This is a genomic window from Pantoea sp. BR_17, from assembly GCF_041955125.1.
Taxonomy (GTDB): Bacteria; Pseudomonadota; Gammaproteobacteria; order Enterobacterales; family Enterobacteriaceae; genus Pantoea; species Pantoea stewartii.
The window spans coordinates 1-26,944 of the sequence record NZ_JAVAXT010000016.1; the positions used below are offsets into that span (position 1 = coordinate 1).

20 protein-coding genes and 1 riboswitch are annotated in these 26,944 nt (G+C 54.0%); of the genes, 8 read left to right on the forward strand and 12 right to left on the reverse strand.

The window, feature by feature from the left end; translation table 11 throughout:
- Positions 1 to 367 precede the first annotated feature (367 nt).
- Entirely contained in the window at positions 368 to 1,219 is an 852-nt protein-coding gene (murI, locus tag RAC60_RS20155; protein WP_033738123.1) for a glutamate racemase, read from the reverse strand.
- Positions 1,164 to 3,050 (reverse strand): TonB-dependent vitamin B12 receptor BtuB, encoded by a 1,887-nt coding sequence (gene btuB, locus RAC60_RS20160; RefSeq protein ID WP_375094218.1) that lies wholly within the window; start codon positions 3,048 to 3,050, stop codon positions 1,164 to 1,166. The genes murI and btuB overlap by 56 nt, the downstream gene beginning before the upstream one ends.
- 65 nt (positions 3,051 to 3,115) lie before the next feature.
- A riboswitch (cobalamin riboswitch) is annotated at positions 3,116 to 3,299 on the reverse strand.
- Positions 3,300 to 3,420: 121 nt separating this feature from the next.
- Between btuB and trmA the strand changes: the two genes are divergently transcribed.
- On the forward strand, positions 3,421 to 4,524 hold the full coding sequence (gene trmA, locus RAC60_RS20165) for a tRNA (uridine(54)-C5)-methyltransferase TrmA (RefSeq protein WP_205952472.1): 1,104 nt from the start codon (positions 3,421 to 3,423) through the stop codon (positions 4,522 to 4,524).
- Between the two features lie 34 nt (positions 4,525 to 4,558).
- Here the strand turns inward: trmA and RAC60_RS20170 are convergent, their stop codons facing one another.
- Together RAC60_RS20170 and fabR are read right to left on the reverse strand one after the other, a co-directional pair.
- Positions 4,559 to 4,912 (reverse strand): YijD family membrane protein, encoded by a 354-nt coding sequence (locus RAC60_RS20170; RefSeq protein ID WP_006121168.1) that lies wholly within the window; start codon positions 4,910 to 4,912, stop codon positions 4,559 to 4,561.
- 14 nt (positions 4,913 to 4,926) lie between these two features.
- Positions 4,927 to 5,574, reverse strand: coding sequence for an HTH-type transcriptional repressor FabR (fabR, locus tag RAC60_RS20175; protein ID WP_006121169.1), 648 nt, complete (start codon positions 5,572 to 5,574; stop codon positions 4,927 to 4,929).
- A gap of 193 nt (positions 5,575 to 5,767) precedes the next feature.
- Between fabR and sthA the strand changes: the two genes are divergently transcribed.
- Complete coding sequence (gene sthA / locus RAC60_RS20180) at positions 5,768 to 7,168, forward strand: Si-specific NAD(P)(+) transhydrogenase (RefSeq protein WP_375094219.1); 1,401 nt, start codon at positions 5,768 to 5,770, stop codon at positions 7,166 to 7,168.
- On the opposite strand, the gene oxyR is transcribed toward sthA, so the two are convergent.
- The 5 genes from oxyR to argC form a co-directional block, all read right to left on the reverse strand.
- A complete protein-coding gene (oxyR, locus tag RAC60_RS20185; RefSeq protein ID WP_006121171.1) occupies positions 7,151 to 8,068 on the reverse strand; it encodes a DNA-binding transcriptional regulator OxyR in 918 nt (305 codons plus the stop codon). The two genes, sthA and oxyR, sit on opposite strands and share 18 nt — an antisense overlap.
- A gap of 352 nt (positions 8,069 to 8,420) precedes the next feature.
- Positions 8,421 to 9,794, reverse strand: a complete 1,374-nt coding sequence (gene argH, locus RAC60_RS20190) for an argininosuccinate lyase (protein ID WP_033738117.1) — start codon at positions 9,792 to 9,794, stop codon at positions 8,421 to 8,423.
- Positions 9,795 to 9,882: 88 nt separating this feature from the next.
- On the reverse strand, positions 9,883 to 11,100 hold the full coding sequence (locus tag RAC60_RS20195) for an argininosuccinate synthase (protein ID WP_033738115.1): 1,218 nt from the start codon (positions 11,098 to 11,100) through the stop codon (positions 9,883 to 9,885).
- A gap of 24 nt (positions 11,101 to 11,124) precedes the next feature.
- On the reverse strand, positions 11,125 to 11,901 hold the full coding sequence (gene argB / locus RAC60_RS20200; RefSeq protein ID WP_006121174.1) for an acetylglutamate kinase: 777 nt from the start codon (positions 11,899 to 11,901) through the stop codon (positions 11,125 to 11,127).
- A gap of 14 nt (positions 11,902 to 11,915) precedes the next feature.
- A complete protein-coding gene (gene argC, locus RAC60_RS20205) occupies positions 11,916 to 12,920 on the reverse strand; it encodes an N-acetyl-gamma-glutamyl-phosphate reductase (RefSeq protein WP_006121175.1) in 1,005 nt (334 codons plus the stop codon).
- A gap of 168 nt (positions 12,921 to 13,088) precedes the next feature.
- Between argC and argE the strand changes: the two genes are divergently transcribed.
- A complete protein-coding gene (argE, locus tag RAC60_RS20210) occupies positions 13,089 to 14,237 on the forward strand; it encodes an acetylornithine deacetylase (RefSeq protein WP_033738113.1) in 1,149 nt (382 codons plus the stop codon).
- Between the two features lie 350 nt (positions 14,238 to 14,587).
- Entirely contained in the window at positions 14,588 to 17,236 is a 2,649-nt protein-coding gene (gene ppc / locus RAC60_RS20215; protein ID WP_375094222.1) for a phosphoenolpyruvate carboxylase, read from the forward strand.
- A gap of 474 nt (positions 17,237 to 17,710) precedes the next feature.
- Here ppc and RAC60_RS20220 read toward each other — a convergent pair whose 3' ends face one another.
- Positions 17,711 to 20,143 (reverse strand): bifunctional aspartate kinase/homoserine dehydrogenase II, encoded by a 2,433-nt coding sequence (locus RAC60_RS20220; RefSeq protein WP_054632886.1) that lies wholly within the window; start codon positions 20,141 to 20,143, stop codon positions 17,711 to 17,713.
- 2 nt (positions 20,144 to 20,145) lie between these two features.
- The gene (gene metB / locus RAC60_RS20225; protein WP_006121311.1) at positions 20,146 to 21,306 is read right to left on the reverse strand and encodes a cystathionine gamma-synthase; all 1,161 of its coding nucleotides are present in this window, start codon (positions 21,304 to 21,306) and stop codon (positions 20,146 to 20,148) included.
- A gap of 269 nt (positions 21,307 to 21,575) precedes the next feature.
- On the opposite strand from metB, the gene metJ reads away from it, so the two are divergent.
- Positions 21,576 to 21,893, forward strand: a complete 318-nt coding sequence (metJ, locus tag RAC60_RS20230; RefSeq protein ID WP_006121309.1) for a met regulon transcriptional regulator MetJ — start codon at positions 21,576 to 21,578, stop codon at positions 21,891 to 21,893.
- Between the two features lie 74 nt (positions 21,894 to 21,967).
- On the opposite strand, the gene rpmE is transcribed toward metJ, so the two are convergent.
- Positions 21,968 to 22,183, reverse strand: a complete 216-nt coding sequence (gene rpmE / locus RAC60_RS20235) for a 50S ribosomal protein L31 (protein WP_006121308.1) — start codon at positions 22,181 to 22,183, stop codon at positions 21,968 to 21,970.
- 224 nt (positions 22,184 to 22,407) lie between these two features.
- Between rpmE and priA the strand changes: the two genes are divergently transcribed.
- The 3 genes from priA to ftsN all read left to right on the forward strand — a co-directional run bounded on the left by priA (position 22,408) and on the right by ftsN (position 26,900).
- The gene (gene priA / locus RAC60_RS20240) at positions 22,408 to 24,603 is read left to right on the forward strand and encodes a primosomal protein N' (protein WP_058701582.1); all 2,196 of its coding nucleotides are present in this window, start codon (positions 22,408 to 22,410) and stop codon (positions 24,601 to 24,603) included.
- Between the two features lie 164 nt (positions 24,604 to 24,767).
- Positions 24,768 to 25,802 (forward strand): DNA-binding transcriptional regulator CytR, encoded by a 1,035-nt coding sequence (gene cytR / locus RAC60_RS20245; protein WP_058701581.1) that lies wholly within the window; start codon positions 24,768 to 24,770, stop codon positions 25,800 to 25,802.
- A gap of 156 nt (positions 25,803 to 25,958) precedes the next feature.
- Entirely contained in the window at positions 25,959 to 26,900 is a 942-nt protein-coding gene (gene ftsN, locus RAC60_RS20250) for a cell division protein FtsN (RefSeq protein ID WP_006121304.1), read from the forward strand.
- The last annotated feature ends 44 nt before the right edge of the window (positions 26,901 to 26,944 follow it).

A 26,944-nucleotide genomic window follows, 5' to 3' on the forward strand; every position in this document is an offset into this window, starting at 1 on the left:
ATGCTCAAGGAAAACGTCGTAATGAATTTCACTACGTGTTCACTCTTAAGACTTGATATTTTTTTTGCGTCCGGAGACGCGGATATCAATCCTGCGAGTGCCCACACAGATTGTCTGATAAATTGTTAAAGAGCAGTGCCACACTTCTCTGTGGCGCGGGCTGCATATATTACGCTTTCCGCTTTATGAGTCAAGCACTTATTTTTGCTAAACTCATCGGTTCGAATCATTCTGAACCTTACTCAACCCGGCGCTTCGTATTCCGTTGTGCCGTGTCAGTGGAGGCGCATTATAGGGAGTTCTTCGAAGCTGACAAGGGCTAATTTCAATTAATTTTCCGAGTGCTGTTTTTTTCAGCGAAAACCCGCTAAAGCGCCAGTTTTTCAAGCAACGGGAATCCATAACGCTGTAAAACCGGCGATAATTGCGCCGCCTCTTCATCCAGCTCAGTGCAAAACGCCATGTTTTGATCCGGCGAGCGGACTTCGGGTGCTTCATTGTCCAGTAGCCAGGCAGTACGTCTGGCTATTGCGGCACCGGAGTCAATTAAACGCGTACCTTCAGGCAGGACGTGCTGAAGCTCATCGCGAAGTAAAGGAAAGTGCGTGCAGCCTAATACGACAGTATCCGGTGGCTCCGTCATACGTAACCAGGGTTGCACAATGCGCCTGACATCACCCAGTGAAACCTTATCGCCATGAAGCTTGGCTTCGGCTAACTCCACCAGCTCGGCTGAGCCCAGCATTTCAATCTTGCAGGTTTTAGCAAACTGCGACACCAGATCATGCGTGTACGAACGCCGGACCGTTGCGCGCGTCGCCAGCAGCCCGACCACACCGTTACGTGTAAGGCGTGCAGCCGGTTTGATTGCCGGTACAACGCCGACAACCGGAAAGGCAAATCGCTCACGTAATGCAGGCAAAGTGACGGTGCTGGCGGTATTACAGGCAATAATGACGAGAGAAATGGGATGACGGCGAGTAATGGCATCAACCATCGCAACAACGCGCTCGACAATAAATGTCTCGGTTTTCTCACCATAAGGAAAACCGGCGTTATCGAACGCATAAAGATAATGCAGGTCCGGCAGGAGTTGCCGAACCTCATCATAGACAGAAAGCCCGCCTACGCCGGAATCAAACACCAGCACAGTCGGGCGCAGGTCAGAAGCTGTAGCTTCCGTTGAGGTAATACTCTCTTCCTGGAGTCTGGTAGCCATACGCTGTCTCGTAATCTTTATCGAACAGGTTGGCAATTCTACCACGAACGGTCAGATGTGATGTGATAGGATACGATACGGCGAGATCAACGGTGCTGTAGGCCGGCAAACGGCGCTGCTCACTCGTGTACTGGCTCGTGTTATTGTCATAACGCTTGCCAAAATACTGGTAAATAACATCTATATCAGCCTCATAAACCGTTACACCCAACTGATATTTCATCTGTTGACGAGACCGGCGAGCCAGGACTTCATCATCCGAATCGCGTCGGGCATCAAGATAGCCTAAGGTGATTTGATGATGCAGGAAAGACGTATCGAAGTCTGCGGTGGCTTCAATACCTTTCATTGTCACCGCTTTCTGATTGAAATAGCCGCCCTGGAATGTCACCGGATCGGACGCATAGTCAATCAGGTTCGTGACGTGATTACGGTAGGCCGCCAGCCGCCAGTTAACGGGGCCACTTAACCCTTCGAGCGCAGCTTCCCATTGTTTTGATTTCTCAGGCTGCAAATCGGGATTGGCGCTAATGCCAAAATGCTTTTGGCCATAAAGCTGCCCCAGCGTCGGTGCCTGGAAACCGGTGCCATAGGAGAGCGATGCCTTATAACCCGGCACAAACTCCCATCCAGCCGCCGTTTGCCAGGTACCATGACGACCATAATCCTGGTTATCGTCCCCCCGGACAGCACCTTCAAGCGTAACAGTGCCCAATTGCTGCTGCGTCGTCAGATATGCCCCGGTATTATCCTGCTTATAGCGGTCCGTTTCTCTGGGCTGACCAGAAAAGAGTTGGCCTACTGAGCTCAACGCTTGCCGCTGCCAGTCAATCCCGGTACTCACCGTGCCATAACCGACTGCGAAGGCGTTCCCCCATTGAAGGTTGCGCTGATCCATATCATCCAGCGTATTGGAGTCTGCGTAACGTCCCTCAGCGCCAACATAATTATATATTTTGTACTTTTGGTAGCTGGCGACCAGTTGAGAAGAATAATCACCTTTAGTAAAGCGCAGGCCGGTATCAAAGGCGTGATTATAAATCTGCTGCTCATCCGATCCGCCCGGGAAGCCAGCATCGTAGTCAGTATTCGCCGAATAACCATAACCACGAAAGAAACCGGAAAACATGTCATTGAACTTATGCTCAACCCCTGCCCAGAACGCTTTGTTACGCCAGCCATCACGATCGCGATCGGCTGGAGACGTCGAATCAGGCTGGATGTTATAGCCATTGGTTGCCTGATAAGAACCGGCGACGGTAAGGCGGGTTTGGTCGGTCACATTCTGGTTTACGCCCCCGCTGTATTCCTGATATCCCTTTGACCCCATGCCTGCAGAAAGCACATTGTGATTTTGTGGATTTTGAGTAATCACGTTTACCACTCCGCCAATGGCATCAGCGCCATAGACGGAGGAGCGCGGCCCGCGAATGAATTCAACGCGTTGTATAAGGGAGATCGGAATCAGATTGAAGTCCGCTGCACCGGTGATGCCCGGTCTGGCAAAGGGCACGCCATCCACAAGAATCAACGTCTGGCGCGCTTCAGCGCCTCGCACAAACATTGACGCGCTTTGCCCAATCCCACCGTTCTGCGCAATATCCACGCCGGGCAGGCGACGAAGCACGTCTACCAGATTTTTTGCCTGCCACAGTTCAATCTCATCCCGTGTCACCACCGAGGTTGAAGCCAGTACCGACGAAACCGGCTGTTGAAAACGATTAGCCGTCACGATGAGCGCATCATCACTTCTCTGTGCAAAGCCATTTTGCGCCCAGAGGAAAATCGCCGTTGCACTGAAGGCAAACAGCGGGGTTGTTGTTTTACTCATTTTTATCGCATCCAAAAGAAAAAGGATGCCGCAGGCATACAGTCGATAGCACGCGATGACTGTACGCGTGGCGACGTCACACCGGCAGGTCTTCGGGCTGGGAATCATAGCAGGTGATGACTTCCCATCCCGCAGGACAGTGTCTGCAATTGCAATCACCCTGACATTCCTTACCGCTGCGCGTCAGCTCCAGATTCACACTGGATTCCCTGTTAACTCAAGGTTGAGGCCGGTGCCCGCAGTCTACGAAGCGCGCACGGGCAAGTCCAGATCTGCACACCCCGACGCTCTGCTCGCGCGCGCAGGACTGGACATCAGCAGGTGAATCCCTACAATCGCCCGGCAAGCAGGCTATTAACCAGGATTAAACATGACACCCGAACATCTCCCTGTTGAACAGTATGACGCGCAGCTGGCGGAAAAAGTCAGTCGGTTAGAAACGATGATGACGCCTTTCGCTGCCCCCGCCGTGGAGGTGTTCCGTTCACCGGTCAGCCACTATCGCATGCGTGCAGAATTCCGCATCTGGCATGATGGCGACGACATTTATCACATCATTTTCGATCAGGAGACGAAACAGCGCATTCGCGTTGACCAGTTCCCGGCGGCCAGTGCCCTGATTAACCAGATGATGCCGAAAATGATGGCGGTCATTCGCGATAATCGCATCCTGCGCCATAAGCTGTTCCAGATTGATTATCTGTCGACGCTAAGCAACCAAATCGTCATCTCCCTGCTCTATCACCGCAAGCTGGATGAGGAATGGCAGCAGGCCGCCACAACGTTACGCGATCAGTTGCGGGCGGAAGGCGTCGATGTGCAGCTGATTGGTCGCGCCACTAAGACCAAAATTTGCCTTGATCGGGATTACGTGGAAGAGCGTTTGCCGGTCGCCGGTAAAGAGATGATTTATCGACAGGTGGAGAACAGCTTCACGCAACCCAACGCGGCGATGAACATTCATATGCTGGAATGGGCGCTGGATGTGACAACGGGTTCCCGTGGCGATTTACTGGAACTCTACTGTGGTAATGGCAACTTCTCGCTGGCGCTGGCCAGAAATTTCCGCCGCGTGCTGGCCACGGAAATTGCCAAGCCATCCGTCGCGTCGGCCCAGTACAATATTGCCGCCAACCAGATTGATAATGTCCAGATTATTCGCATGGCGGCCGAAGAGTTTACCCAGGCAATGAACGGCGTGCGCAGCTTTAACCGGCTGGAGGGGATCGACCTGAAGAGTTATGACTGCGAGACGATCTTTGTGGATCCGCCGCGCAGTGGGCTGGATGAGGAAACCGTCAGGATGGTGCAGGCTTATCGCACGATCCTGTATATTTCCTGCAACCCGCAAACCCTGTGTGACAATCTGCTGGAGCTGGCGCAAACCCATGATGTCACGCGACTGGCCCTGTTTGACCAGTTCCCGTATACCCATCATATGGAATGCGGTGTGCTACTGACGCGCAAAGCGTAAAAAAACGGGAACCCAAGGGTTCCCGTTTTTGTGATTACCGGTTGCGATTGCGCTTGTAACGCAGGGCAATCCAGAACACCAGCCCGACCATAAGAATCGTGGGGATAAAGTTAGATCCGATATCCGGATATTCGGCACGCACTAATGCGCTGTACACCAGGATTCCCAGCAGGAAGAAGGCCGCAGCCAGCCCCGGAACCCCATCGGGCATACTTTTATTCAGGTAGCGTTGATGCAGGCACCATGCCGCCAGCCCCAACGCAATCAACGGGAAAATAGAAAAAGGAACGAAAGCACTAAACAGCACAGAGAACGAGCCGTTCATAGCAAGGCCGGTAATAAAAGCCAGTAACATCGTGCCTTTATCACGGGAGCTTGGGTGGGTCATGGCAGGGTCCTTATTCATAGCTCTTCAGGTTTATCCAGGGTTACCGCCAGGCGTTCTTGTTCCCGGCGATACCAGTAATACGCGCCCTTCGCGATCATACGTAACTGCAATACCAGACGATCTTCCAGCTTACGACGCTGCGCTATATCAATATCCAGCGCTTCGGCACCGGCACTGAAGACAATAGTCACCATCGCTTCAGCCTGCGCTTCGGTGAAGCTGCGCGGCATGCGGTTTTCGACCTCAAGATAATCAGCCAGTTCAGCAATAAAATGTTGGATTTCACGCGCAACCGCCGCACGGAAAGCCGCAGACGTCCCCGAACGTTCGCGTAACAGCAGCCGAAACGCATTGGGGTTATTTTCAATGAACTCCATAAAGGTGGCGATAGAGGTTTTAATGATGCTGCCGCCTTTCGCAATACGTTGACGTGCCTGTCGCATCAACTGCCGCAGCATCAGCCCGCTTTCATCCACCATGGTTAAACCCAGCTCATCGACATCTTTAAAGTGCCGATAAAAAGAGGTTGGCGCGATGCCCGCCTCGCGGGCAACCTCACGTAAACTCAGACTGGCAAAACTGCGTTCGGCGCTGAGCTGACTGAAGGCAGCTTCAATCAGTGTACGTCGTGTACGTTCTTTTTGTTGCGCTCTGACGCCCATTCTCTCTGCCTTGTGAGGTTCTGAAACAGCACTATAACAAAATATTCAGCGTACAGTCCGGCAAACTTTGTGACGACGTGTTAAACCTCACTGAAAGCCAAAACGTGATGAAAATCGCTGTTAGAATTCAGAAGTGCGCGGCGAGATGTTAGAATCTCGTTGTAAAAATGTATAAATAATAGGACGTACCGGTATGCAAAAGTCTTACGATTACGATGTCATTGTGATTGGATCAGGACCAGGCGGTGAAGGTGCGGCGATGGGGCTGGTGAAGCAAGGCGCCCGAATCGCGGTTATCGAACGCTATCACAACATAGGCGGCGGCTGTACACACTGGGGTACGATCCCCTCGAAAGCCCTTCGTCATGCTGTGAGCCGCATCATCGAGTTCAACCAGAATCCCCTCTACAGTGACCATACCCGCCTTCTCCGCTCATCGTTTGCCGATATTCTCAATCACACGGAAAGCGTGATCAGCCAACAAACCGCAATGCGTCAGGGTTTTTACGAGCGCAATCGCTGTGAGCTGTTTCAGGGCGATGCGCATTTCGTGGATGCCAACACGGTTGAAGTGGAACATCATGATGGCACGCGCGAACAGCTGACCGCCGGGAAATTTATTATTGCCTGTGGTTCGCGCCCTTATCATCCGCATGATGTCGACTTTACCCATCCACGTATTTACGATTCCGATTCTATTCTCAACCTGCATCATGAACCCGGCCACGTCATCATTTATGGCGCGGGCGTGATTGGCTGTGAATATGCTTCCATTTTCCGTGGGCTCAATGTCAAGGTTGACCTGATCAACACCCGTGACCGCCTGCTGGCGTTCCTTGATCAGGAGATGTCTGACTCGCTGTCTTATCACTTCTGGAACAGCGGCGTGGTGATTCGTCACAACGAAGAGTTTGAGAAGATTGAAGGCGTGGATGACGGCGTTATCATGCACCTGAAATCCGGCAAGAAAGTCAAAGCGGACTGCCTGCTGTATGCGAACGGCCGTACAGGTAACACCGATTCACTGTCGCTGAAAAATGTCGGTCTGGAAGCGGATGGCCGTGGGCTGTTGAAAGTGAACAGCATGTATCAGACAGCGCAGCCGCACATTTATGCAGTGGGCGACGTCATTGGTTACCCCAGCCTGGCCTCCGCTGCTTACGATCAGGGCCGTATTGCCGCACAGGCCATCATTAAAGGCGAAGCCTCAGCGCACCTGATCGAAGACATTCCGACCGGGATTTATACCATTCCGGAAATCAGCTCTGTAGGCAAAACCGAACAGCAGCTCACGGCGATGAAAGTGCCTTACGAAGTGGGACGTGCGCAGTTTAAACATCTGGCGCGTGCGCAGATTGTGGGGATGAACGTCGGTAGTCTGAAGATCCTGTTCCACCGTGAAACCAAAGAGATTCTGGGCATTCACTGCTTTGGGGAACGTGCTGCGGAGATTATCCATATCGGTCAGGCGATCATGGAGCAAAAAAATGGTGGCAACACAATTGAGTACTTTGTGAATACCACCTTTAACTACCCGACCATGGCAGAAGCGTATCGCGTCGCCGCGCTAAACGGTTTAAACCGCCTGTTTTAACGTGGTATCGAAATAGCCTTGCATATGTGTGCGGATTGCCTCTGCCAGTTGTTCATAACGGCTGCGCAGAGGTGAGCCGGGACGGTAAACCAGCGCAATCGTACGCTGTGGTACCGGCTTATAACAGGGCAGATAACAAACCCCATCACGCACACGCTGTGGCGGGACAGCCAGAGCAGGCAGTAACGTAATACCGCTTCCTGCCGCGACCATATTGCGCAACGTTTCCAGGCTTGTCGCACGGAAATGGGTATCTTCGTCTGCACCCGCTTCAAAACAAAAACCCATGGCCTGATCGCGCAGGCAGTGGCCGTCTTCCAGCATCAGCAGTTTTTCACCAGCCAGATCGGACATGGGCACACGATCGCGTTCGCGCCACGGATGATCCTCATAAACTGCCAGCTTCATCGGCTCATCGAACAGCGGGACTTCAATAAAGGCTTCGCTTTCTTTGACCAGCGCCAGAATCGCGCAGTCCAGTTTGCCGCTGTCGAGCTGAGCCAGCAATTGCTGGGTCTGTGCTTCATGCAGGTACATTTCCAGCTTTGGAAAAGTCTGATGCAGCATAGGAATAATTTGCGGCAGTAAATACGGACCGGTGGTAGGAATCAGCCCAATATGCAGTGGTCCTGACATCGCTTCGCCCTGCTGACTGGCCATCTCTTTCAGCACTTTGACTTCACGAAGGACAGTACGCGCCTGGTCGACCAGCAGCAAACCGGCCTGCGTAAACAGTACTTTGCGGCTGGTACGTTCCAGCAGCATGACACCTAACTCATCTTCTAATTTGCGAATCTGCCCGCTTAAGGTCGGCTGACTGACATGACAGGCATCCGCCGCACGTCGGAAGTGACGATGTTCAGCAAGCGAAACCAGATATTCAAGATCACGGATATTCATTATTACCCTCCATTCCACGATAGCTCGTGGCGATAGATAGAATAGCAACCAACGATTGGCCCTATCAAGAGCGGATGGGAATAATGCCCACATCAAATTCAGACTCATCGCCACCCAGGGAAATGTTTTCTGAATCATAAAGACAGCGTTATCCGCTGTTTTTAGCTGACGCAAATCTTCTGGCAACGCTGATAAAACAAAAAACTGAACAGGCGAAGGCCAGACGACAAGCGTAACGAATCTGAACATCGGTCGGGAGCACCGATGGTCTGATGATGTGCCTAAAATAAAAGTAGTTTCTGAAGCTAGAGGTTGGCGGGCATGGTATGCCCGCTCTTTTTTTATCTGCGACTCAGGCTAAGCGCGCTTTGGCATCCGCAATGGCACGGGCAACCTGAGACGGTGAAACGCCTCCCTGCGCATTGCGCTTATCCAGGCAGGATGACAGGGCCAGCACCGGATAGACATCGTCTTCGATAACAGCACTGAACTGCTTAAGCTGAGATAACGACAAGGCTTCCAGTGCCACACCTTGCGCGATCGCTGCAACGACCGTTTCTCCCACGATATGGTGCGCTTCACGGAAGGGAACGCCTTTTGCCACGAGATAATCGGCCAGTTCAGTTGAGTTTGCGTAACCCTGTTCGGCCGCTTCCTGGCAGCGAGGACGTTTTACCTGCAAACCTTCCAGCACCAGCACGGACATATGCAGGCAGTCCAGCCAGGTATCCAGCGCATCAAACAGCCCTTCTTTGTCTTCCTGCATGTCTTTGTTATAGGCAAGCGGCAGGCCTTTTAGCGTCATCATCATGCCGGTTAACGCGCCCTGAACCCGCCCGCATTTTCCACGGATCAGCTCCAGTGCATCCGGATTTTTCTTCTGTGGCATCAGGGACGAACCTGAGGTGACTTTATCCGAGAGTTCGATAAAGCCGGCTTCGCCGGTATTGAAGAAAATCATGTCTTCCGCAAAACGTGAAAGGTGCACCATGCCGATTGACGCATCGGAAAGCAGCTCCAGCACATGATCACGGTCGGATACGGTATCCAGGCTGTTACGCGTTGCAGACGCGAAGCCTAACCAGCCTGCCAGTTGCTCACGGTCAATAGCGTAAGCCGTTCCGGCCAGTGCACCACAACCTAACGGGCTGACATCAAGACGCTTTAACGTATCCTGCAAACGGCTTTCATCGCGCGCCAGCATTTCAACGTAAGCGAGGCACCAGTGTGCAAACGTCACCGGCTGTGCACGCTGTAAATGTGTATAGCCCGGCATCACCGCGTCCTGATTGACTTCGGCAGTCGCCACCAGCGCCTGCTGCAGCTCACGTGTGGCATCCAGCAGTGCGGCAACCTGCTCTTTACACCAGAGTTTCAGGTCGGTCGCCACCTGATCATTGCGGCTACGGCCGGTGTGCAGTTTTTTGCCCAGTGCACCGACTTTCTCAATCAACTGGCCTTCAACCCAGCTGTGAATATCTTCGGCATCGCTTTGCAGGATTTGCTCAGGATTGGCACGAACCTCCTCCAGCAGTGCGTTCAGTGCGGCTTCAAGCTGCTGCTGCTCATCACTGCTCAGGACATTTACCGTCACCAGCGCTTTGGACCAGGCCACTGAGCCAATGATGTCCTGCTCTGCCAGGCGGTAATCAAAACGCAGCGAGTCGTTGAACTGTTTGAAACGTTGATCTGCTGCCTGGGTAAAGCGTCCACCCCAAAGTGCCATGTGAATCTCCTTCAAGTCGTTAAACCAGGGGCGGCCTGAAAGCCGCCCCTGATGTCATACTGAGAGGCGAGGCGATCCCCGCCTGCGATTACTTTTTCTGCTCGTTCAACGCACGGATACGTGAAGAGAGTGAGAACAGACGGATAAAGCCGCCTGCATGACGATGATCGTAAACTTCGTCTTCGCCGAAGGTCGCGAACTCTTCGGAATACAGGCTGTTAGCTGAACGCTTCTGCGTCGCCGTGGCCTGACCTTTGTAGAGTTGCAGAACCACTTCGCCGTTAACCTCTTCCGCCAGCGACTCTGCCGCCGCCTGGATAGACTTACGCAGCGGTGCAAACCAGCGACCATCGTAAACCACATAAGACATTTCATGGCCCAGCTGCTCACGCCATTTGAAGCTGTCGCGATCCAGAACCAGTTGCTCTACCGCACGCAGCGCGTTAACCATAATGGTGCCGCCAGGGGTTTCGTAACAGCCGCGTGATTTAATGCCTACCAGACGGTTTTCAACGATATCGATACGGCCCACGCCATGTTTTGCGCCCAGCACGTTCAGTTTTTCCAGACACTGGAACGGGCTCAGTCTTTCACCGTTCACCGCCACCACGCGGCCTTTTTCAACGGTTACTGTCACGTCTTCTGGCTGATCGGGCGCTTCCAGCGGATCGACAGTCCAGACCCAGCAATCTTTGTTAGGTGCGTTAGACGGGCTTTCCAGCACGCCGCCTTCGGTAGAAATGTGCCAGGCGTTTTCATCACGGCTGTAGATTTTTTCCAGCGACGCGGTGGTAGGGATGTTGCGCGCTTTCAGATAATCCAGCAGCGCTTCACGCGAACGCAGATCCCACTCGCGCCATGGCGCCACCACTTTCAGCTGCGGCGCCAGTGCGGTGTAAGTGGTTTCGAAACGCACCTGGTCATTACCTTTACCCGTGGCACCGTGGCACAGCGCATCAGCACCCACTTTCAGCGCCAGCTCAACCTGGGCTTTCGCGATGATAGGACGCGCCATTGAGGTACCCAGCAGATACGTCCCTTCATACAGGGCCCCGGTCTGCAGCACCGGATAAACGTAGTCACTGATAAACTCTTCACGCAGATCGACAACGTGACATTCTGATGCACCTGACTGCAGCGCTTTCTTCTCAACGCCTTCCAGATCGCTACGTTCCTGACCGATATCCGCCACGAACGCGACCACTTCACAGCCGCCATAGTTTTCTTTCAGCCAGGGAATAATGGCCGAAGTATCCAGACCACCGGAGTAAGCCAGTACGATTTTTTTGATGTTTTGCGTTTGCATTTCGTAATCCTTGAATCTGAGTCGTTAAGCGAGAATCCGGGTGCCAATGGACACGCCGTTAAAAAGGGTAGGTAACTGCTCGGCATGACGCCAGCTGGCAATATCGACCGGACGGCCCAGCGTGCGTGCCGCATCCAGCGCAGCGTTCACTTTGACAATCATGCCATCGGTGATGATGCCCTGAGCGATCAGCTGTTCTGCTTTATCTGCCGTCATTTCTTCGATGCGCTGACCTTTGCCATCAAGAATGCCGCTGACGTCCGATAACAAGACTAAGTCAGCACCCAGCGTTGAGGCCAGCGCTGTGGCAGCCTGATCGGCATTGACGTTCATAAGCTCACCGCTGTCGGTGATGCCGATTGAACTGACAACGGGCATGTAACCTGCACCCAGCAGCGTGTTAATTAATGCAGGATTGCCCGGCGTTGCGTTGCCCACATGGCCCAGCGCTTCATCTAACTGGGTGACATTGACCAGGCCCGCATCGCCCAGGCACAGACCGACGGCCTGAATGCCGTATTTTTTCGCCCAGGCCAACAGCGTTTTATTGGCGGTACCAGCCAGTGCGCCGGTGATGATGTCAATCTGATCGGCAGGCGTAACACGCAAACCGTTCTTCTTTTGCACCGGCAGCGCCAGTTTTTTCATCAGTTCATCGACCAGGCAACCGCCACCGTGAACGATAATCAGGGGGCGCTGATGAGCAGAACGGTAGGCCAGCAACGCGTCAAATAAACGGGCCAGTGCTTCTTCGCTGTCTAACAGCACACCGCCCAGCTTGATAATTAATGGATTAGTCATGGTTTAGTCGTCCGTTAAATCAGTGACTGCGTTTCAGGGAAACCGAAACGAATATTAAGACACTGTACTGCCTGAGAGGCTGCCCCTTTAAGCAGGTTATCTTCAGCAGCCACCACAATCAGGTGTTCGCCCTGTACGGCAAAGCCAATATCGCAGTAAGGCAGACCGACCACGGCTTTCAATGCCGGTACGCCTTGCTCGTAAACGCGTACCAGCGGCTTATCGTGGTAGGCATTGTGAAAGACCTCAGCGACATCATCACGGCTGACGCCGGCATTAAGACGGCAGGTGATCGTGGCCAGGATGCCACGCGGGAAACTGCCCAGGTGCGGCGTAAAAATTACCGGTGTGCCCAGGTGCGCCACAATTTCAGGATGATGACGATGATTAAAAATACCGTAAGGCTGCAGACTGACTTCACAGAAGCTGGTACCAACATTCGCTTTGCGCCCTGCTCCACTGACGCCACTGGTGGCATTGATGACCGGCCACTGCGCCTCATTCAGTAAACCGGCATCCACCAACGGCTTGAGTGCCAACTGAGAGGCGGTGGGATAGCAGCCAGGGACGGCAATCAGCTGTGCTTCTTTGATTTTTTCCTGCTGGAACTCCGCCAGACCGTAAACGGCTTTATCCAGCCAGTCCCCATGCTGGTGTGTGAAGCCATAAAACTGCGTGTAAAACTCGCCGTCGTTGACGCGGAAAGCGCCGGACAGATCGAACACGACGCAGCCAGCTTTCAGAAATTCAGGCGCCAGGTCGTGGCTGACTTCGTGGGCCGTCGCCAGAAACACCACATCAACTTTATCTGCCCATTCGTCGGCGCGGCTCAGTGGCTGCAGCGGCAGATCCACCACGCCTTTCAGCTGTGGATGAAGATCGGACAAGCGCTTACCCGCATCGGGACTTTGCGCAGACACCGCCAAAGCGGTTATGTTGATATGTGGATGGCGATTAAGGAAGGTGGCAAGCTCTACGCCAGCGTAACCACTGGCACCAACGATCAGCGTATTCAACATCAGGCTGTATACCTTTATTACAGTCACACGTTCCGGGTCGCGGCCTTGCCCCGTTGCCCACGATGTCGTTTGCAGCGATTTAAGGTTCACATGCACACGACGTTAATGTATTTTTATTCACTATTAATGCATGAATATTGATACATCCTAACTCAAGGACCGTCAACAGTGAAGACAAAATTACCGCCTTTTATCGAACTCTACCGCCAGTTGATCGCAACACCGTCTATCAGCGCAACCGATGCCGCTCTCGATCAGAGCAATGAAACTTTAATCAATTTACTGGCTGGCTGGTTCCGTGACCTGGGTTTTACCGTGGAAGTCCAACCCGTGCCGGGCACGCGGCATAAATTTAATATGCTGGCGCGCACCGGAAGCGGTGCGGGCGGTCTGCTGCTTGCCGGGCACACCGATACCGTTCCGTTTGATGATGGTCGCTGGACTCGCGATCCCTTTACCCTGACCGAGCACGACAACAAGTTGTACGGTCTGGGTACCGCCGATATGAAAGGCTTCTTCGCGTTTATTCTGGACACGCTCCGTGATGTGGATGTGACAGCCCTGAGTAAGCCGCTTTATATTCTGGCCACCGCTGATGAAGAAACCACCATGGCGGGCGCGTCATATTTTGCCGCATCCACACAGCTTCGCCCTGACTGCGCCATTATTGGCGAACCGACGTCGCTGAAACCTGTCCGTGCGCACAAAGGACATATCTCGAATGCGATTCGTATTCAGGGTCAATCTGGCCATTCCAGCGATCCGGGTCGCGGCGTCAACGCCATTGAGCTGATGCATGAGTCGATTACCGAACTCATGCAACTGCGCAATACGCTGAAAGCCCGTTACAACCATGATGGTTTTGCGATTCCTTATCCCACAATGAACTTTGGTCATATTCATGGCGGTGATGCAGCAAACCGTATCTGCGCCTGCTGCGAATTGCACATGGACATCCGCCCTTTGCCGGGGCTGACGCTGAGCGATCTTGACGCGCTGCTGAATGAGGCACTGGCGCCGGTGAGCGAACGCTGGCCGGGACGGATTACCATCGAAGAATTGCATCCGCCGATTCCGGGCTATGAATGTCCGGTTGACCACGAGCTGGTCAAGGTGGTGGAAAAACTGCTGGGTACACCGACAGAAGTGGTGAATTATTGCACTGAAGCCCCGTTTATCCAGCAACTTTGTCCAACGCTGGTGCTGGGCCCGGGTTCTATCAACCAGGCGCATCAGCCGGACGAATTTATCGATACCGCATTTATTCAGCCTACGCGCGCCTTAATCGCTCAGGTTGTGCAGCATTTCTGTCACTAATTATCATCAAATGGGGCATTTCACTGTATTAACAGCAAAATGCCCTGCCAATCTGTGGGATTTGATAATAAGAATAACTTATCCCGCTTCGCCGCTATCAAATTCCATGAATTTCCGTCAGTTAGCTGCACGTTTCCCTCACTTTAAGTCATTTGACGAACGCCTGATTACGTGGCTAGATAAAAGACGATGTTATACCCACTGGGCAATCATCCCACTTTATTCAGCTTGCGACGGGCAGCAACTGAAGAACCCCGGTCAGAGCCGGGAGGACGACGTTGCTGGCTTTTCTGCTGCCTGAAAAGGCCGGGTATAGAGGTTTATCAAGACGATAAGGGTGTCAGGGTCACATGAACGAACAATATTCCGCAATGCGAAGTAATGTCAGTATGCTCGGCAAACTGCTCGGGGATACGATTAAGGATGCGCTGGGAGAGAATATCCTGGGCCAGGTGGAAACCATCCGTAAGCTCTCTAAGTCATCCCGTGCAGGAAATGACACTCATCGTAAGGAATTGCTGAATACGCTGCAAAACCTGTCAAATGACGAGTTATTGCCCGTGGCGCGTGCCTTTAGTCAGTTCCTCAACCTCACTAACGTGGCTGAGCAGTATCAAACGATTTCCCGCAGCGGCGATGGCGCAAACCACCCTGAACTGTTGAAAAAAACATTTGAAACCCTCAAGCAAAATAATCTCAGTGAAAGTGCGATTCATAACGCCATTGAATCACTTTCCCTGGAACTGGTTTTAACCGCGCACCCTACTGAAATTACACGCCGCACGCTGATTCACAAACTGGGCGAGGTCAACAGCTGTCTTGAACAACTCGACCACAGCGATATCTCTGAATACGAACGCAACCAGATTATGCGCCGCCTGCGCCAACTGGTCGCGCAGGCCTGGCATACGGATGAGATCCGTAAATACCGTCCCACGCCGGTTGATGAAGCCAAGTGGGGATTTGCCGTCGTTGAAAACAGCCTGTGGGAAGGTGTACCTGCATTTTTGCGTGAGCTGAATGAGCAGGTAGAAGAGACGTTTGGCATTAAGTTACCGGTTGATTTTGTGCCGGTGCAGTTCACCTCCTGGATGGGCGGAGACCGTGACGGTAACCCGAACGTTACCGCCGCCATTACCCGCCATGTTATGCAGCTCAGCCGCTGGAAAGCCACCGATCTGTTTCTGCGCGATATTGGCGTGTTGATTTCGGAACTGTCGATGTCCGAATGCAGTCAGGAAGTTGCCGAGCTGAGTGGCGATCCTGAAGCGCTGGAGCCGTATCGCGTGATCTTAAAGCGTCTGCGCAGTCAGCTACTGTCTACCCAGGCTTACCTGGAGCGCCGCCTGAAAGGCGAGCGCTTGCCCCGCCCGGCAGACCTGCTGGTCTCCAACGCGCAGTTGTGGGATCCGCTTTTCGCTATCTATCAGTCCCTGCAGCAGTGCGGCATGGGCATTATTGCCAACGGTCAGTTACTGGATACGCTGCGCCGTGTGAAATGCTTTGGCGTGCCGCTGGTTCGCATCGACGTCCGTCAGGAAAGCACCCGTCACACTGAAGCTATCGCTGAAATTACCCGCTATCTGGGCCTGGGCGATTATGAAAGCTGGTCGGAAGCCGACAAGCAGGCTTTTCTTATCCGTGAGCTGAACTCCAAGCGCCCTTTACTTCCTCGCAGTTGGGAACCGAGTGACGAAACCCGCGAAGTGCTGGAAACCTGCAAAGTAGTGGCAGAAGCGCCCCAGGGCTCTATCGCAGCCTATGTCATTTCGATGGCGAAAACGCCGTCTGATGTCCTTGCCGTCCATCTGTTACTGAAAGAGGCTGGCATTCCGTTCGCTATGCCGGTTGCTCCCCTGTTTGAAACCCTGGATGACCTGAACAATGCCAATGATGTGATGAGCAAACTGCTTAACATCGACTGGTACCGTGGTTTTATTCAGGGCAAACAAATGGTCATGATTGGCTATTCCGACTCGGCGAAAGATGCCGGCGTGATGGCCGCCAGCTGGGCACAATACCAGGCACAGGATGCACTGATTAAAACCTGCGAAAAGGCGGGCGTTTCCCTCACGCTATTCCACGGACGCGGCGGTACCATCGGCCGCGGTGGTGCACCCGCGCATGCCGCACTGCTGTCCCAGCCGCCAGGCAGCCTCAAAGGCGGCCTGCGCGTGACGGAACAGGGCGAAATGATTCGCTTCAAGTACGGCTTGCCGGAAGTCACTATCGCCAGCCTGTCGCTTTATACCGGCGCGATTCTGGAAGCCAACCTGATGCCGCCGCCGGAACCCAAACCGGAATGGCGTAATATCATGAACCAGCTTTCTGCCGACTCCTGCGCCATGTACCGGGGTTATGTGCGTGAGAATAAGGATTTTGTGCCTTACTTCCGTTCCGCAACCCCTGAGCAGGAACTGGGCAAGCTGCCCCTGGGCTCTCGTCCGGCGAAGCGTCGTCCGACGGGTGGTGTGGAATCCCTGCGCGCCATTCCCTGGATTTTTGCCTGGACGCAAAACCGCCTGATGTTACCCGCCTGGCTGGGCGCGGGCGCCGCCCTGCAGCAGGCGATGCTGGCAGGCCATCAGGATCAGCTTGAGGCCATGTGCCACGACTGGCCCTTTTTCTCAACCCGCCTTGGTATGCTGGAAATGGTGTTTTCGAAAGCAGACCTGTGGCTGGCGGAGTATTACGATCAGCGACTGGTTGATAAATCGTTATGGCCATTAGGTAAACAGCTGCGTGACCAGCTGGATGCCGATATTAAAGCGGTGCTGACCATCGCCAACGATTCCCATCTGATGGCGGACCAGCCGTGGATTGCCGAATCGATTGCCCTGCGTAACGTTTATACCGATCCCCTGAACGTACTCCAGGCAGAGCTGCTTCACCGTTCACGTGCACAGGAAGCCCGTGGTGAAGAACCGGATGCGCGCGTCGAACAGGCGCTGATGGTGACGATTGCCGGTGTCGCTGCAGGGATGCGTAATACAGGTTAACTCACAGAAACAGGGCGGTTGATACCGCCCTGTTTCGTATCAGTTAACGTCATCCTCATATCGCCATTACAGGTCGCCCAACTGACGCGGGGGCAAAAGGTATCGCACCTTTCAGATTGTAGAAATGCCGGTCTTTTACCCTTTCGCGTGACAGAATATTCACCCTGCTCGTAGCAGGCTCAGGTGACCAATGGCATGCCATAGCTTCTCTGCCATTTCGCTGATCCGGGGCGGGAAGAATGAAGAGTAATCTGTCCGTTTAGCGCTGACCGGCAAAAAAACGCATCCTGCCACCACCACCCAACGCTTCCCCCTCAACATAGTGAGACGTTCAGACATTCAACGTGACCGATGCTCACCTCAGCGCCAGTCAAAATGGCGCCACAGGCAGGCAAACGTTACCGCACGTTATGACATCGGCGAGCAGAAACAGGGCAAAAAAACAGGTGCCGGAGCACCTGTGTTGAAACCTGTTTAGAGGAGTTGCGCGAGGCGATTGATATCAGACTGTATCGCGCCTGCCGTGACGTCACGACCCGCGCCAGGTCCGCGAATCACCAGAGGATTATCGCGATACCAGCGGCTGTCGATGGCAAACACATTATCGCAGGGCAGTAAGGCTGCCAGAGGATGCTCAGGACGAACGGCTTCCACACCCACACGTGCTTTGCCATTGGCATCAAACCGTGCCACATAACGCAGGACCAGCCCCATTTCCTGAGCGGCTTCAAACCGTTGCAGCATCTGCTCATTAAGTTCGTCACCGTTCTCGAAGAAATGGTCGACGGATTCATCACAGTTCTGGGGCACCAGTGACTCGACGCGTACCTGATCGGGTTCAATGTTATAGCCCGCTTCACGGGCCAAAATGACCAGCTTACGCATCACATCTTCGCCAGACAGATCAACACGCGGATCCGGCTCGGTTAAGCCCTGCTGCCATGCCTGATCCACCAGTTCGGTAAAGGGCACCGTCCCGTCAAACTGCAGGAACAGCCAGGACAATGTGCCTGAGAAAATACCGCTAATCGACAGAATGGTATCGCCACTTTCACGCAGATCCCGCACCGTATGGTTGATGGGTAAACCTGCGCCTACGGTGGCGTTATATAACCAATGACGCCCGGTTTTTTCGAAGGCATCGCGAATCTCACGCCAGGTTTGCGTGTCGGACGCGCCCGCAATCTTATTGGCGCTAATCACGTGGAAGCCATGACTGGCAAAATCCAGATACTGCTGTGCCAGTGGTTTACTGGCGGTGACGTCCAGCACCACAAGATCATCGTAAGGATGCGCCCGCATCCACAGAAACAGCGATTCTTCATCACGTGTTTCCGCTTCATCGTCAAAGAAGGCCAGCGCGCGGCTGGCATCAAGCCCGTCATAGTTCAGCAGGCTGCGTTGACTGTCGACCACACCCGCCAGCACAAATTCAAAACCGGTTCGTGCTGACAAGGTTTCCTGCTCACGCGCAAACAGTTCCAGCCAGCGTGAGCCGATATTGCCTTTGCCAAACAGCATCAGGCCAATTCGCTTTTCGGCACGGAACAGGGAGCTGTGTAAGCCCTGAATTAAATGCTGCGTCGGCCCCACGCGCAGGACCGCCACCACGCTGATATGTTCTGGCGACTGACAAACAAACTCAACCGGCTGATCTTTCAACTGCTGCCAGAAACGGTGCGTATGCAACGGATTACGAGTCACGCCTGCTCCGACCAGCGCTACCAGCGCTAAGCCATCACGTAACTGTAAATGCCCGGGTAAGCCTGCGTCCTGTAACAATGTGAAGGCGCTGTTAACCACTTCAGAGGTGTAACAGAGTTGCAGCAGCTGACGATCAGGATGAACGCCCATTGCCAGTGGGCGCATCTGCGCGCGCGTGAGCAACTGATCGATCTCTTTGCGCAGGAGCGTAAAATCGTGCTGCCCGGGAAGCTGGATTTCGACCAGACACACATCATCGTGACTGGTCACAATGCGTGCGCCCGTTCCGGAAGCGAGGACGCGCTCAATACGGGTTGAGCCCTGTTCTGGCTGATAGCTACAGCGCAACTGCAAATCGATGTCGCTGCCGGAAACGGGCTGTAAGGTGCGGGTATGCAGCACCGGTGCGGCGAGACGCGCCAGTTCACTGGCCTCATCAAGACGCAACAGCGGCAGCAGACAGGCATCAGAAACTTTACGTGGATCGGCACTGTAAACACCCGCCACATCACTCCAGATAGTGACGCGTCCCACACCGGCCAGCGCACCAATTTGTGTGGCGGAGTAATCAGAGCCATTACGCCCCAGCAACACGGTTTCACCCGCATCGTTGGCGCAGATAAAGCCCGTCACCACGATACGTTTATGGGGATGCTGGGCCAGCAGCGTTTGTAACAACGGCCAGGATTTTCCTTCATCAACCTGAGGCTGCGCGGCACGTTCTGCACGCAGAAAATCGCGCGCATCCAGCCAGCAGGCCTGCAGGTCGTGTTGATTCAGCACAGCGGACATTAAACGTGCCGACCAGACTTCACCATGGCCCACGACTTCCGCATAAACCGCGTCGGTAACGGTACCATCGAGTAATCCGGCAAGCTTCTCAAGATCGCGAATAAAGGCCGATATTAAAGGTTCGGCGATTTCGGCAGGCAACAGGGCACTGATGAGCTCACTCTGATAACGACGTAATGTCTGCTGCACCTGATGCGCGGACAAGCGGTCACTCTGGCTCAGTTTCAGCCAGCTAATCAGCTGATTGGTCGTTGAACCTGCGGCTGAGACCACCATCATGTCGCCTGGCTGGCTGTAATCCGCCATGATGCTGGCAACACGCTGGTAGCAGCGTGCATCGGCAAGGCTGCTGCCACCAAACTTGTGGAGCTGTCTGTTGTTTGGCGTTCCTGCGCCTGCTGAAATCGTCATGGTTAATCCTCTGCTGCGATCCGGAATGCATTATCCAAATCGGCAATTAAATCTTCGTGGTCTTCAATCCCCACAGAAATACGGAGCAATGTTTCAGAAATACCTGCTGCGGCACGGGCTTCTGCAGACATGCCAGCGTGCGTCATGGTCGCGGTATGCGAGATTAAGCTCTCAACGCCACCCAGTGATTCAGCCAGCGTAAACAGTTCAAGCGCTTTCAGGAAACGACGCAAGCGCGCTTCATCGCCATCCAGTTCGAAACTGAGCATGGCGCCAAACCCACGCTGCTGACGCGCAGCGACTTCATGCCCGGCATTTTCTGGCAGAGAAGGATGATACAACTTTTTCACCAGGGGCTGCTGCTTCAGATAAGCAACAATTTCTAACGCATTACGCTGAGCAGCGGCCATACGCGGACCCAGCGTACGCATACCACGTAACAGCAGGTAGCTGTCAAAAGCGGAACCGGTCACGCCAATATTATTCGCCCACCACGCCAGATCGGTCGCGACCTGAGGATCTTTGGCAATGACAGCGCCAGCCACGACATCGGAGTGCCCGTTTAAATATTTGGTACAGGAGTGAATAACCAGATCTGCGCCCAGCGCCAGCGGATTTTGCAGCGTCGGACTCATAAAGGTGTTGTCCACAACGCTTACTGCGCCTACTTTACGCGCGGCGTCGCAGATGGCCGCGATATCGACGACACGCAGCAGCGGGTTACTGGGGCTTTCTACTAATACGAGCTGAGGTTTCTCGTCCAGCGCAGCCTGTAGCGCGGCACTGTCGCCTTGATCGACAAACTTCACCCGATAAGCACCGCGCTTGCTTAAACTATCGAACAGACGGTAGCTGCCGCCATAGCAGTCGTGCGGTGCCACCAGCAAATCGCCAGGCTTCAGGAAAACCGTTGTGACCAGATGAATGGCGGACATGCCGGTATTAGTCAATACCGCGCCCGCACCGCCTTCCAGCTCTGCCAGCGCGCGTTGCACAACGTCGCGCGTAGGATTACCACGACGAGAATAATCGTGGGCTCGCGGCTCATTGAAATCATGGAAGTTATAGGTGCTGGAAAGGTGGATGGGCGGGACAACGCAGCCATATTGCTCGTCGTCATTCAAACCGCTGCGCACTGCGATGGTTGCCTGTTTACGCGTCATAGGGCTAACTGTTCCTGAAGTGAGAAATAAACTGACCACAGGATATCAGCTTACATTTAGACGTCAACACATCTGGACATCCAAATGTCTTTGCGTATAGATTGAGCATGGCCGCAATAACCGCTAAAATTATGCGCCCATGCTGGCGTTCAACCCATTTTCTTCCTGTGTTGGACGAAGAAACCCGCCAGAGAAGGGGTCCGGTAGAAGAAAATCAGGCATAATCGGCTGATTTCGTAACTTTTAACTTTTATTGATTAAGGTATCCCATGGCTGAATGGAACGGCGAATATATCAGCCCGTACGCTGAGCACGGCAAGAAGAGCGAACAGGTTAAAAAAATCACGGTTTCTATTCCGTTGAGCGTGTTAAAGATTTTGACTGACGAACGGACACGTCGTCAGGTGAATAACCTGCGCCATGCGACCAACAGTGAGCTCCTGTGCGAAGCCTTCTTGCATGCTTTTACCGGACAACCGTTACCAAATGATGTCGATTTGCGTAAAGAACGTAACGACGAAATCCCGGAAGAAGCGAAGAAAATTATGCGCGAGATGGGCATTGACCCGGACACCTGGGAATACTGAGTCAGCCAGACATAAAAAAACCCAGCCTGAGCTGGGTTTTTCTTGCCGCCGAACAAATGTTCGAATGCCGTTTCTTATTTTTTGGTGCCTGGCACGCTGAAACGCTTGTTGAAGCGGTCAACGCGGCCACCAGTGGCAACTTCACGCTGCTTACCGGTGTAGAACGGGTGGCACTTACCACAAACGTCCAGGTTCAGTTCGTGAGTCAGCGTAGAGCGAGTGTGAATCACGTTACCGCAAGTACAGTTGATGGTAACTGCTTCGTATTTAGGGTGAATACCTTGTTTCATGGGAAACCTCATAGAAGGCCGTGTCGCTCTCCGCGCCAGGACGAAACCTGCGCAGCACCACACGCGATTGAACATTAATGGTGTACTCCGGTAAGGTCTTTCCTACCGAAGGCGGCATATTATACAGGCTAATGTTTGCTGCTGCAAATGTCGCCTGAGATATCCGTCCTGTGCGCCAGCGTGTACACTAATCGCCCTGTCAGATGAACCGGAAAGAGAAAGTTATGCCCGTTGTTCAGGTTGCCCTGCCCGTTCCCCTTCCCCGCCTTTTTGACTATCTGCCGCCTGAGGGTGTGCAGCCGGTGACTGGCGGTCGCGTGATCGTGCCGTTTGGTAACCGGAAAATGATCGGCATTGTGGTGGCGTTCTCTGACAGCAGCGATCTGGCGACCTCACAGCTTAAACAGGTGCTTACCGTCCTGGACAGGGAATCCCTGTTTCCGTCCTCTCTGTGGCGCATTCTTCACTGGGCAGCCGACTATTATCACTCTCCGCTGGGTGAGGTGCTCAGCCATGCCATTCCGGTACTCCTCAGACAAGGTAAACCGGCTCAGGATGATCCCCTGTGGCGCTGGGAAATCACGGAACAGGGCCGCGCGACGTCCCCGGAAAGTCTTAAACGCGCGCCCAGGCAGCAGCAAGGTCTGGCGGTGCTGCGCCAGCAACCGCTCTATCGTCATGAAGTCAGTGAACATGACCTGACCGAGGCGGCTATGCAGGCGTTGCGCGCGAAAGGGCTTTGCGAATTGCACGAGCACCAGCCGCAAATGCATGACTGGCGAACCGCGTTTGCGGTAAAGGGTGAGCGTCTGCGCCTGAACACCGATCAGGCGACTGCGGTGGGCGCCATTCGGGGAGAAGATGAGCACTATGCCGCCTGGCTGCTGGCAGGAATTACAGGTTCCGGTAAAACCGAGGTGTATCTCAGCGTACTGGAAAATGTGCTGGCGCGGGGGAAACAGGCACTGGTGCTGGTACCGGAAATTGGCCTGACGCCACAAACCATTGCCCGTTTCCGTGAACGTTTTGACGCGCCGGTGGATGTCCTGCATTCGGGACTTAATGACAGCGAGCGTCTGTCCGTGTGGCTGCGGGCGCGACGGGGGGAAAACGCCATTATTATTGGTACGCGTTCCGCGCTCTTTACTCCCATGGCGCGACCGGGCGTGATCATTATTGATGAAGAGCACGACAGTTCCTATAAGCAACAGGAAGGCTGGCGCTATCAGGCACGGGATCTGGCTGTCTTCCGCGCGCATGAAGAAAACATTCCTGTAGTCATGGGATCCGCAACGCCGGCACTGGAAACCCTGCATAACGTGCGTAACGGTAAATATCGCCAGCTTGATCTGATGAAGCGTGCCGGCAATGCTAAACCGGCACTGCAGCAGTTGATCGACCTGAAAGGGGCACAACTTACTGGTGGCCTGGCACCCGCCCTGATCTTCAAAATGCGTCAGCACCTGAAAGCCGATAACCAGGTTCTGCTGTTTCTGAACCGCCGCGGTTTTTCGCCGGCTCTGCTCTGTCACGATTGCGGCTGGATCGCCGAATGCCAGCGCTGCGACCGTTATTACACGCTGCATCAGCATCACCGCCAGTTGCGTTGCCACCACTGTGACAGTCAACGACCGCTGCCGCATCAGTGCCCGCAATGTGGTTCAACACATTTACTGCCGGTCGGTGTGGGCACGGAACAGCTGGAGCAACAGCTGGGCACCCTTTTTCCCGGCGTCCCTGTCTCACGCATTGACCGTGATACCACCAGCCGAAAAGGCGCTCTTGAACAGCACCTCGCCGACGTTCATCGCGGGGGCGCGCGTATTCTGGTTGGCACGCAGATGCTGGCAAAAGGTCATCATTTCCCGGATGTGACCTTAGTGTCGCTGCTGGATGTAGACGGTGCCTTGTTCTCAGCCGATTTCCGTGCTGCGGAGCGCTTTGCTCAACTGTATACCCAGGTGGCCGGACGTGCCGGACGTGCCGGTAAGCAAGGTGAGGTTTTACTGCAAACCCATCATCCTGATCATCCCCTGCTGCAAACGCTGCTGCATCAGGGCTACTTCGCTTTCGCACAACAAACGTTGCTGGAGCGCCAGTCGGTCTTTTTACCTCCCTGGACGCACCATGCCTTATTCCGGGCAGAAGACATGGATAATCATCAGGCTGCAGAATTTCTGCAACAGCTACGCAATATGCTGGAAGCCAGCCCGCATAACGATGCGTCAATGTGGTTTATGGGCCCGTTACCTGCCTTGCAGCCCAAACGCAGTGGCCGCTGGCGCTGGCAGTTACTGGTTCAGCATCCCTCGCGTAAACGCCTGCAACAGTTGCTGAGCAGTTCGTTACCGCTGGTCACAACCTTGCCCGCCTCACGAAAGGTGAAGTGGACGCTGGATGTCGATCCTACCGAAAGTTAAGGCCGGCCAGGTTGCGAGCGGGATCGAAATACGTCGCATAAGTCACAATTTTTATGCAAATTAAGTAACAGCCTTGTTGGCCAATCGATAACAATAGTGCCCGGCTTGTTTTTATACCCGTCGATACGAACGTTGAATGCGCGATTACGCATCAGGAGCATGTGTTGGATCAGAATCAACCGCCGGCCGCCGCCACCATGAAAGACGTCGCAGAAAAAGCCGGCGTCTCCACTGCTACCGTGTCGCGTGCGCTGATGAATCCCGAAAAAGTCTCTTCGGCCACCCGTCAAAAGGTGGAACAGGCCGTCGCGGCCGTAGGCTATGCGTCGCAAAGCATGACACGACATTCCCGGCGCAACGACACACAAACGATTTTGTTGATCGTCCCCAATATCTGCGATCCCTTTTTCAGCGACATTATTCGCGGCGTTGAAGTCGCCGCCTCAGAAGCCGGTTATCTCGTGCTTATCGGCGATTGTGCGCATCAGAAACCGCAGGCGTGGACATTTCTCAACCTGATACTGACACGTCAGATTGATGGCATGGTGCTGCTGGGCGCGCAGTTGCCTTTTGACGTCAGCCCGGACGAACAACGTAATCTTCCGCCCATGGTGATGGCGATTGAGTTCGATCCCGAGATGTCGTTGCCGACGGTGAATATCGACAATCTTACCTCCTCATTTGTTGCCGTTAACCATCTGCTGGAGTTAGGCCATAAACGCATCGCCTGCCTGGCCGGTCCGGAAGATGTCGCCCTGTGTCAGTATCGTCTGCAGGGCTACGTACAGGCGTTACGACGCAGCGGGATTAGCGTCGATCCGACCTGTATTGTTCGGGGAGATTTCACTTTCGAATCAGGTGTGGCCGCGATCAATCAGCTCATGACCTTAGCCGAGCCCCCGCAGGCCCTGTTTTGTCACAGCGATATCATGGCCATCGGTGCCATCAGTCAGGCAAAAAAACTGGGCTTACGTGTGCCGGAAGACCTGTCCGTGGTGGGATTCGATGACATCGAGCTGTCGCGCTACTGCGAACCGCCGCTGACCACGGTGAAACAACCCTGTTTTGACATTGGCCGGGAAGCGGTGCTGTTACTGCTGAACGAACTTCAGGGGAAAGGCACGCGGAGCGGGTCAAAGTTACTCGACGCAGAATTAGTGATACGCGGTAGCACAACATTGGCAAAAATGGGGCGTTGATACAGAAAATGTTCCGCTATTTTCAGGAGATTCTTAGGGCTATCATTGCTGGTCAAAGTTCCAGCCCTTAAGTAACATGGCGGGCTCCTTGCCGGGCGTGTGGTAACAACGGATTCGCCCAAATGGCATCATATTTTGAAGGGTATCAGGACGAGAGTGGCACAAAAAGATTATGTAGGCCGCGGGCGTTCAACAGGGACGCGTCGCAAGAAAAGCCCCAGCCGTGGTAAAAAAACGAAAAGCGGTTCAGGCACCTCTAAACTTATGATTGTACTGGCGGTGGCTGTATTAGTGACCTTTGCCGGTGGTTTATGGTTCCTTGCGCATCATAAGAAGGAAGATGTGCCGGTCATTACGGATCATAAAGCCAACGGTAATGGCTTGCCGCCCAAGCCTGAAGAACGCTGGAAATACATAAAAGAGCTTGAAAATCGTCAGGTTACCGTTCCAACGCCCAGCGAACCAACCTCGGGTGGCGAAGTCCAGTCACATACCCAGTTGACGGATGAGCAACGTCAGTTGCTGGAACAAATGCAGGCAGATATGCGCCAGCAGCCTACCCAGTTGAACGAAGTCCCGTGGAACGAGCAAACCCCGGCACAGCGGCAGCAAACGCTGCAACATCAACAACAGGTTCAGCAATACCAGCATCAACAACAGGTGCAACAATTCCAGCGTCAGCAACAGCAGGTGCAGCAACGTCAGCAGCAGGTACAACAGCCGCGCCAGCAGATTCAGGAACAACATACGCAGCGCCAGCAACAGCAGAATACCCAGCAGCAGTCACAACCTGCGCCGGTGACACGCGAACCTACCGCCCAGCCTAAGACACAGGATACGGCGAAAACGAAACCTGCTGAAAAAGCGGCATCGCAACGCTGGATGGTGCAGTGCGGTTCGTTCAAGGGAACAGAACAGGCTGAATCCGTGCGTGCTGCCCTGGCGTTCGAAGGTTTTGAAAGTCGCCTCACCTCCGGCGGCGGCTGGAACCGTGTGGTGGTAGGGCCCTTTAAAGATCGGGCCAGTGCCGACAGTACGCTGAAACGTCTGCGTGCGTCAGGCCATTCCGGCTGCATTCCGCTCGCCATTGGGGGTTGAAACCCGTCAAACCCGCCCCATATCTGTCTGCATGATCCTCCGCG

What these genes read in the sequence shown, in the direction of transcription:
- murI (WP_033738123.1), bottom strand. Translation starts at nt 1,219, where the DNA reads ATGGCTACCAGACTCCAGGAAGAGAGTATTACCTCAACGGAAGCTACA.
- btuB (WP_375094218.1), bottom strand. Translation starts at nt 3,050, where the DNA reads ATGAGTAAAACAACAACCCCGCTGTTTGCCTTCAGTGCAACGGCGATT.
- trmA (WP_205952472.1), top strand. Translation starts at nt 3,421, where the DNA reads ATGACACCCGAACATCTCCCTGTTGAACAGTATGACGCGCAGCTGGCG.
- RAC60_RS20170 (WP_006121168.1), bottom strand. Translation starts at nt 4,912, where the DNA reads ATGACCCACCCAAGCTCCCGTGATAAAGGCACGATGTTACTGGCTTTT.
- fabR (WP_006121169.1), bottom strand. Translation starts at nt 5,574, where the DNA reads ATGGGCGTCAGAGCGCAACAAAAAGAACGTACACGACGTACACTGATT.
- sthA (WP_375094219.1), top strand. Translation starts at nt 5,768, where the DNA reads ATGCAAAAGTCTTACGATTACGATGTCATTGTGATTGGATCAGGACCA.
- oxyR (WP_006121171.1), bottom strand. Translation starts at nt 8,068, where the DNA reads ATGAATATCCGTGATCTTGAATATCTGGTTTCGCTTGCTGAACATCGT.
- argH (WP_033738117.1), bottom strand. Translation starts at nt 9,794, where the DNA reads ATGGCACTTTGGGGTGGACGCTTTACCCAGGCAGCAGATCAACGTTTC.
- RAC60_RS20195 (WP_033738115.1), bottom strand. Translation starts at nt 11,100, where the DNA reads ATGCAAACGCAAAACATCAAAAAAATCGTACTGGCTTACTCCGGTGGT.
- argB (WP_006121174.1), bottom strand. Translation starts at nt 11,901, where the DNA reads ATGACTAATCCATTAATTATCAAGCTGGGCGGTGTGCTGTTAGACAGC.
- argC (WP_006121175.1), bottom strand. Translation starts at nt 12,920, where the DNA reads ATGTTGAATACGCTGATCGTTGGTGCCAGTGGTTACGCTGGCGTAGAG.
- ppc (WP_375094222.1), top strand. Translation starts at nt 14,588, where the DNA reads ATGAACGAACAATATTCCGCAATGCGAAGTAATGTCAGTATGCTCGGC.
- RAC60_RS20220 (WP_054632886.1), bottom strand. Translation starts at nt 20,143, where the DNA reads ATGACGATTTCAGCAGGCGCAGGAACGCCAAACAACAGACAGCTCCAC.
- metB (WP_006121311.1), bottom strand. Translation starts at nt 21,306, where the DNA reads ATGACGCGTAAACAGGCAACCATCGCAGTGCGCAGCGGTTTGAATGAC.
- metJ (WP_006121309.1), top strand. Translation starts at nt 21,576, where the DNA reads ATGGCTGAATGGAACGGCGAATATATCAGCCCGTACGCTGAGCACGGC.
- rpmE (WP_006121308.1), bottom strand. Translation starts at nt 22,183, where the DNA reads ATGAAACAAGGTATTCACCCTAAATACGAAGCAGTTACCATCAACTGT.
- priA (WP_058701582.1), top strand. Translation starts at nt 22,408, where the DNA reads ATGCCCGTTGTTCAGGTTGCCCTGCCCGTTCCCCTTCCCCGCCTTTTT.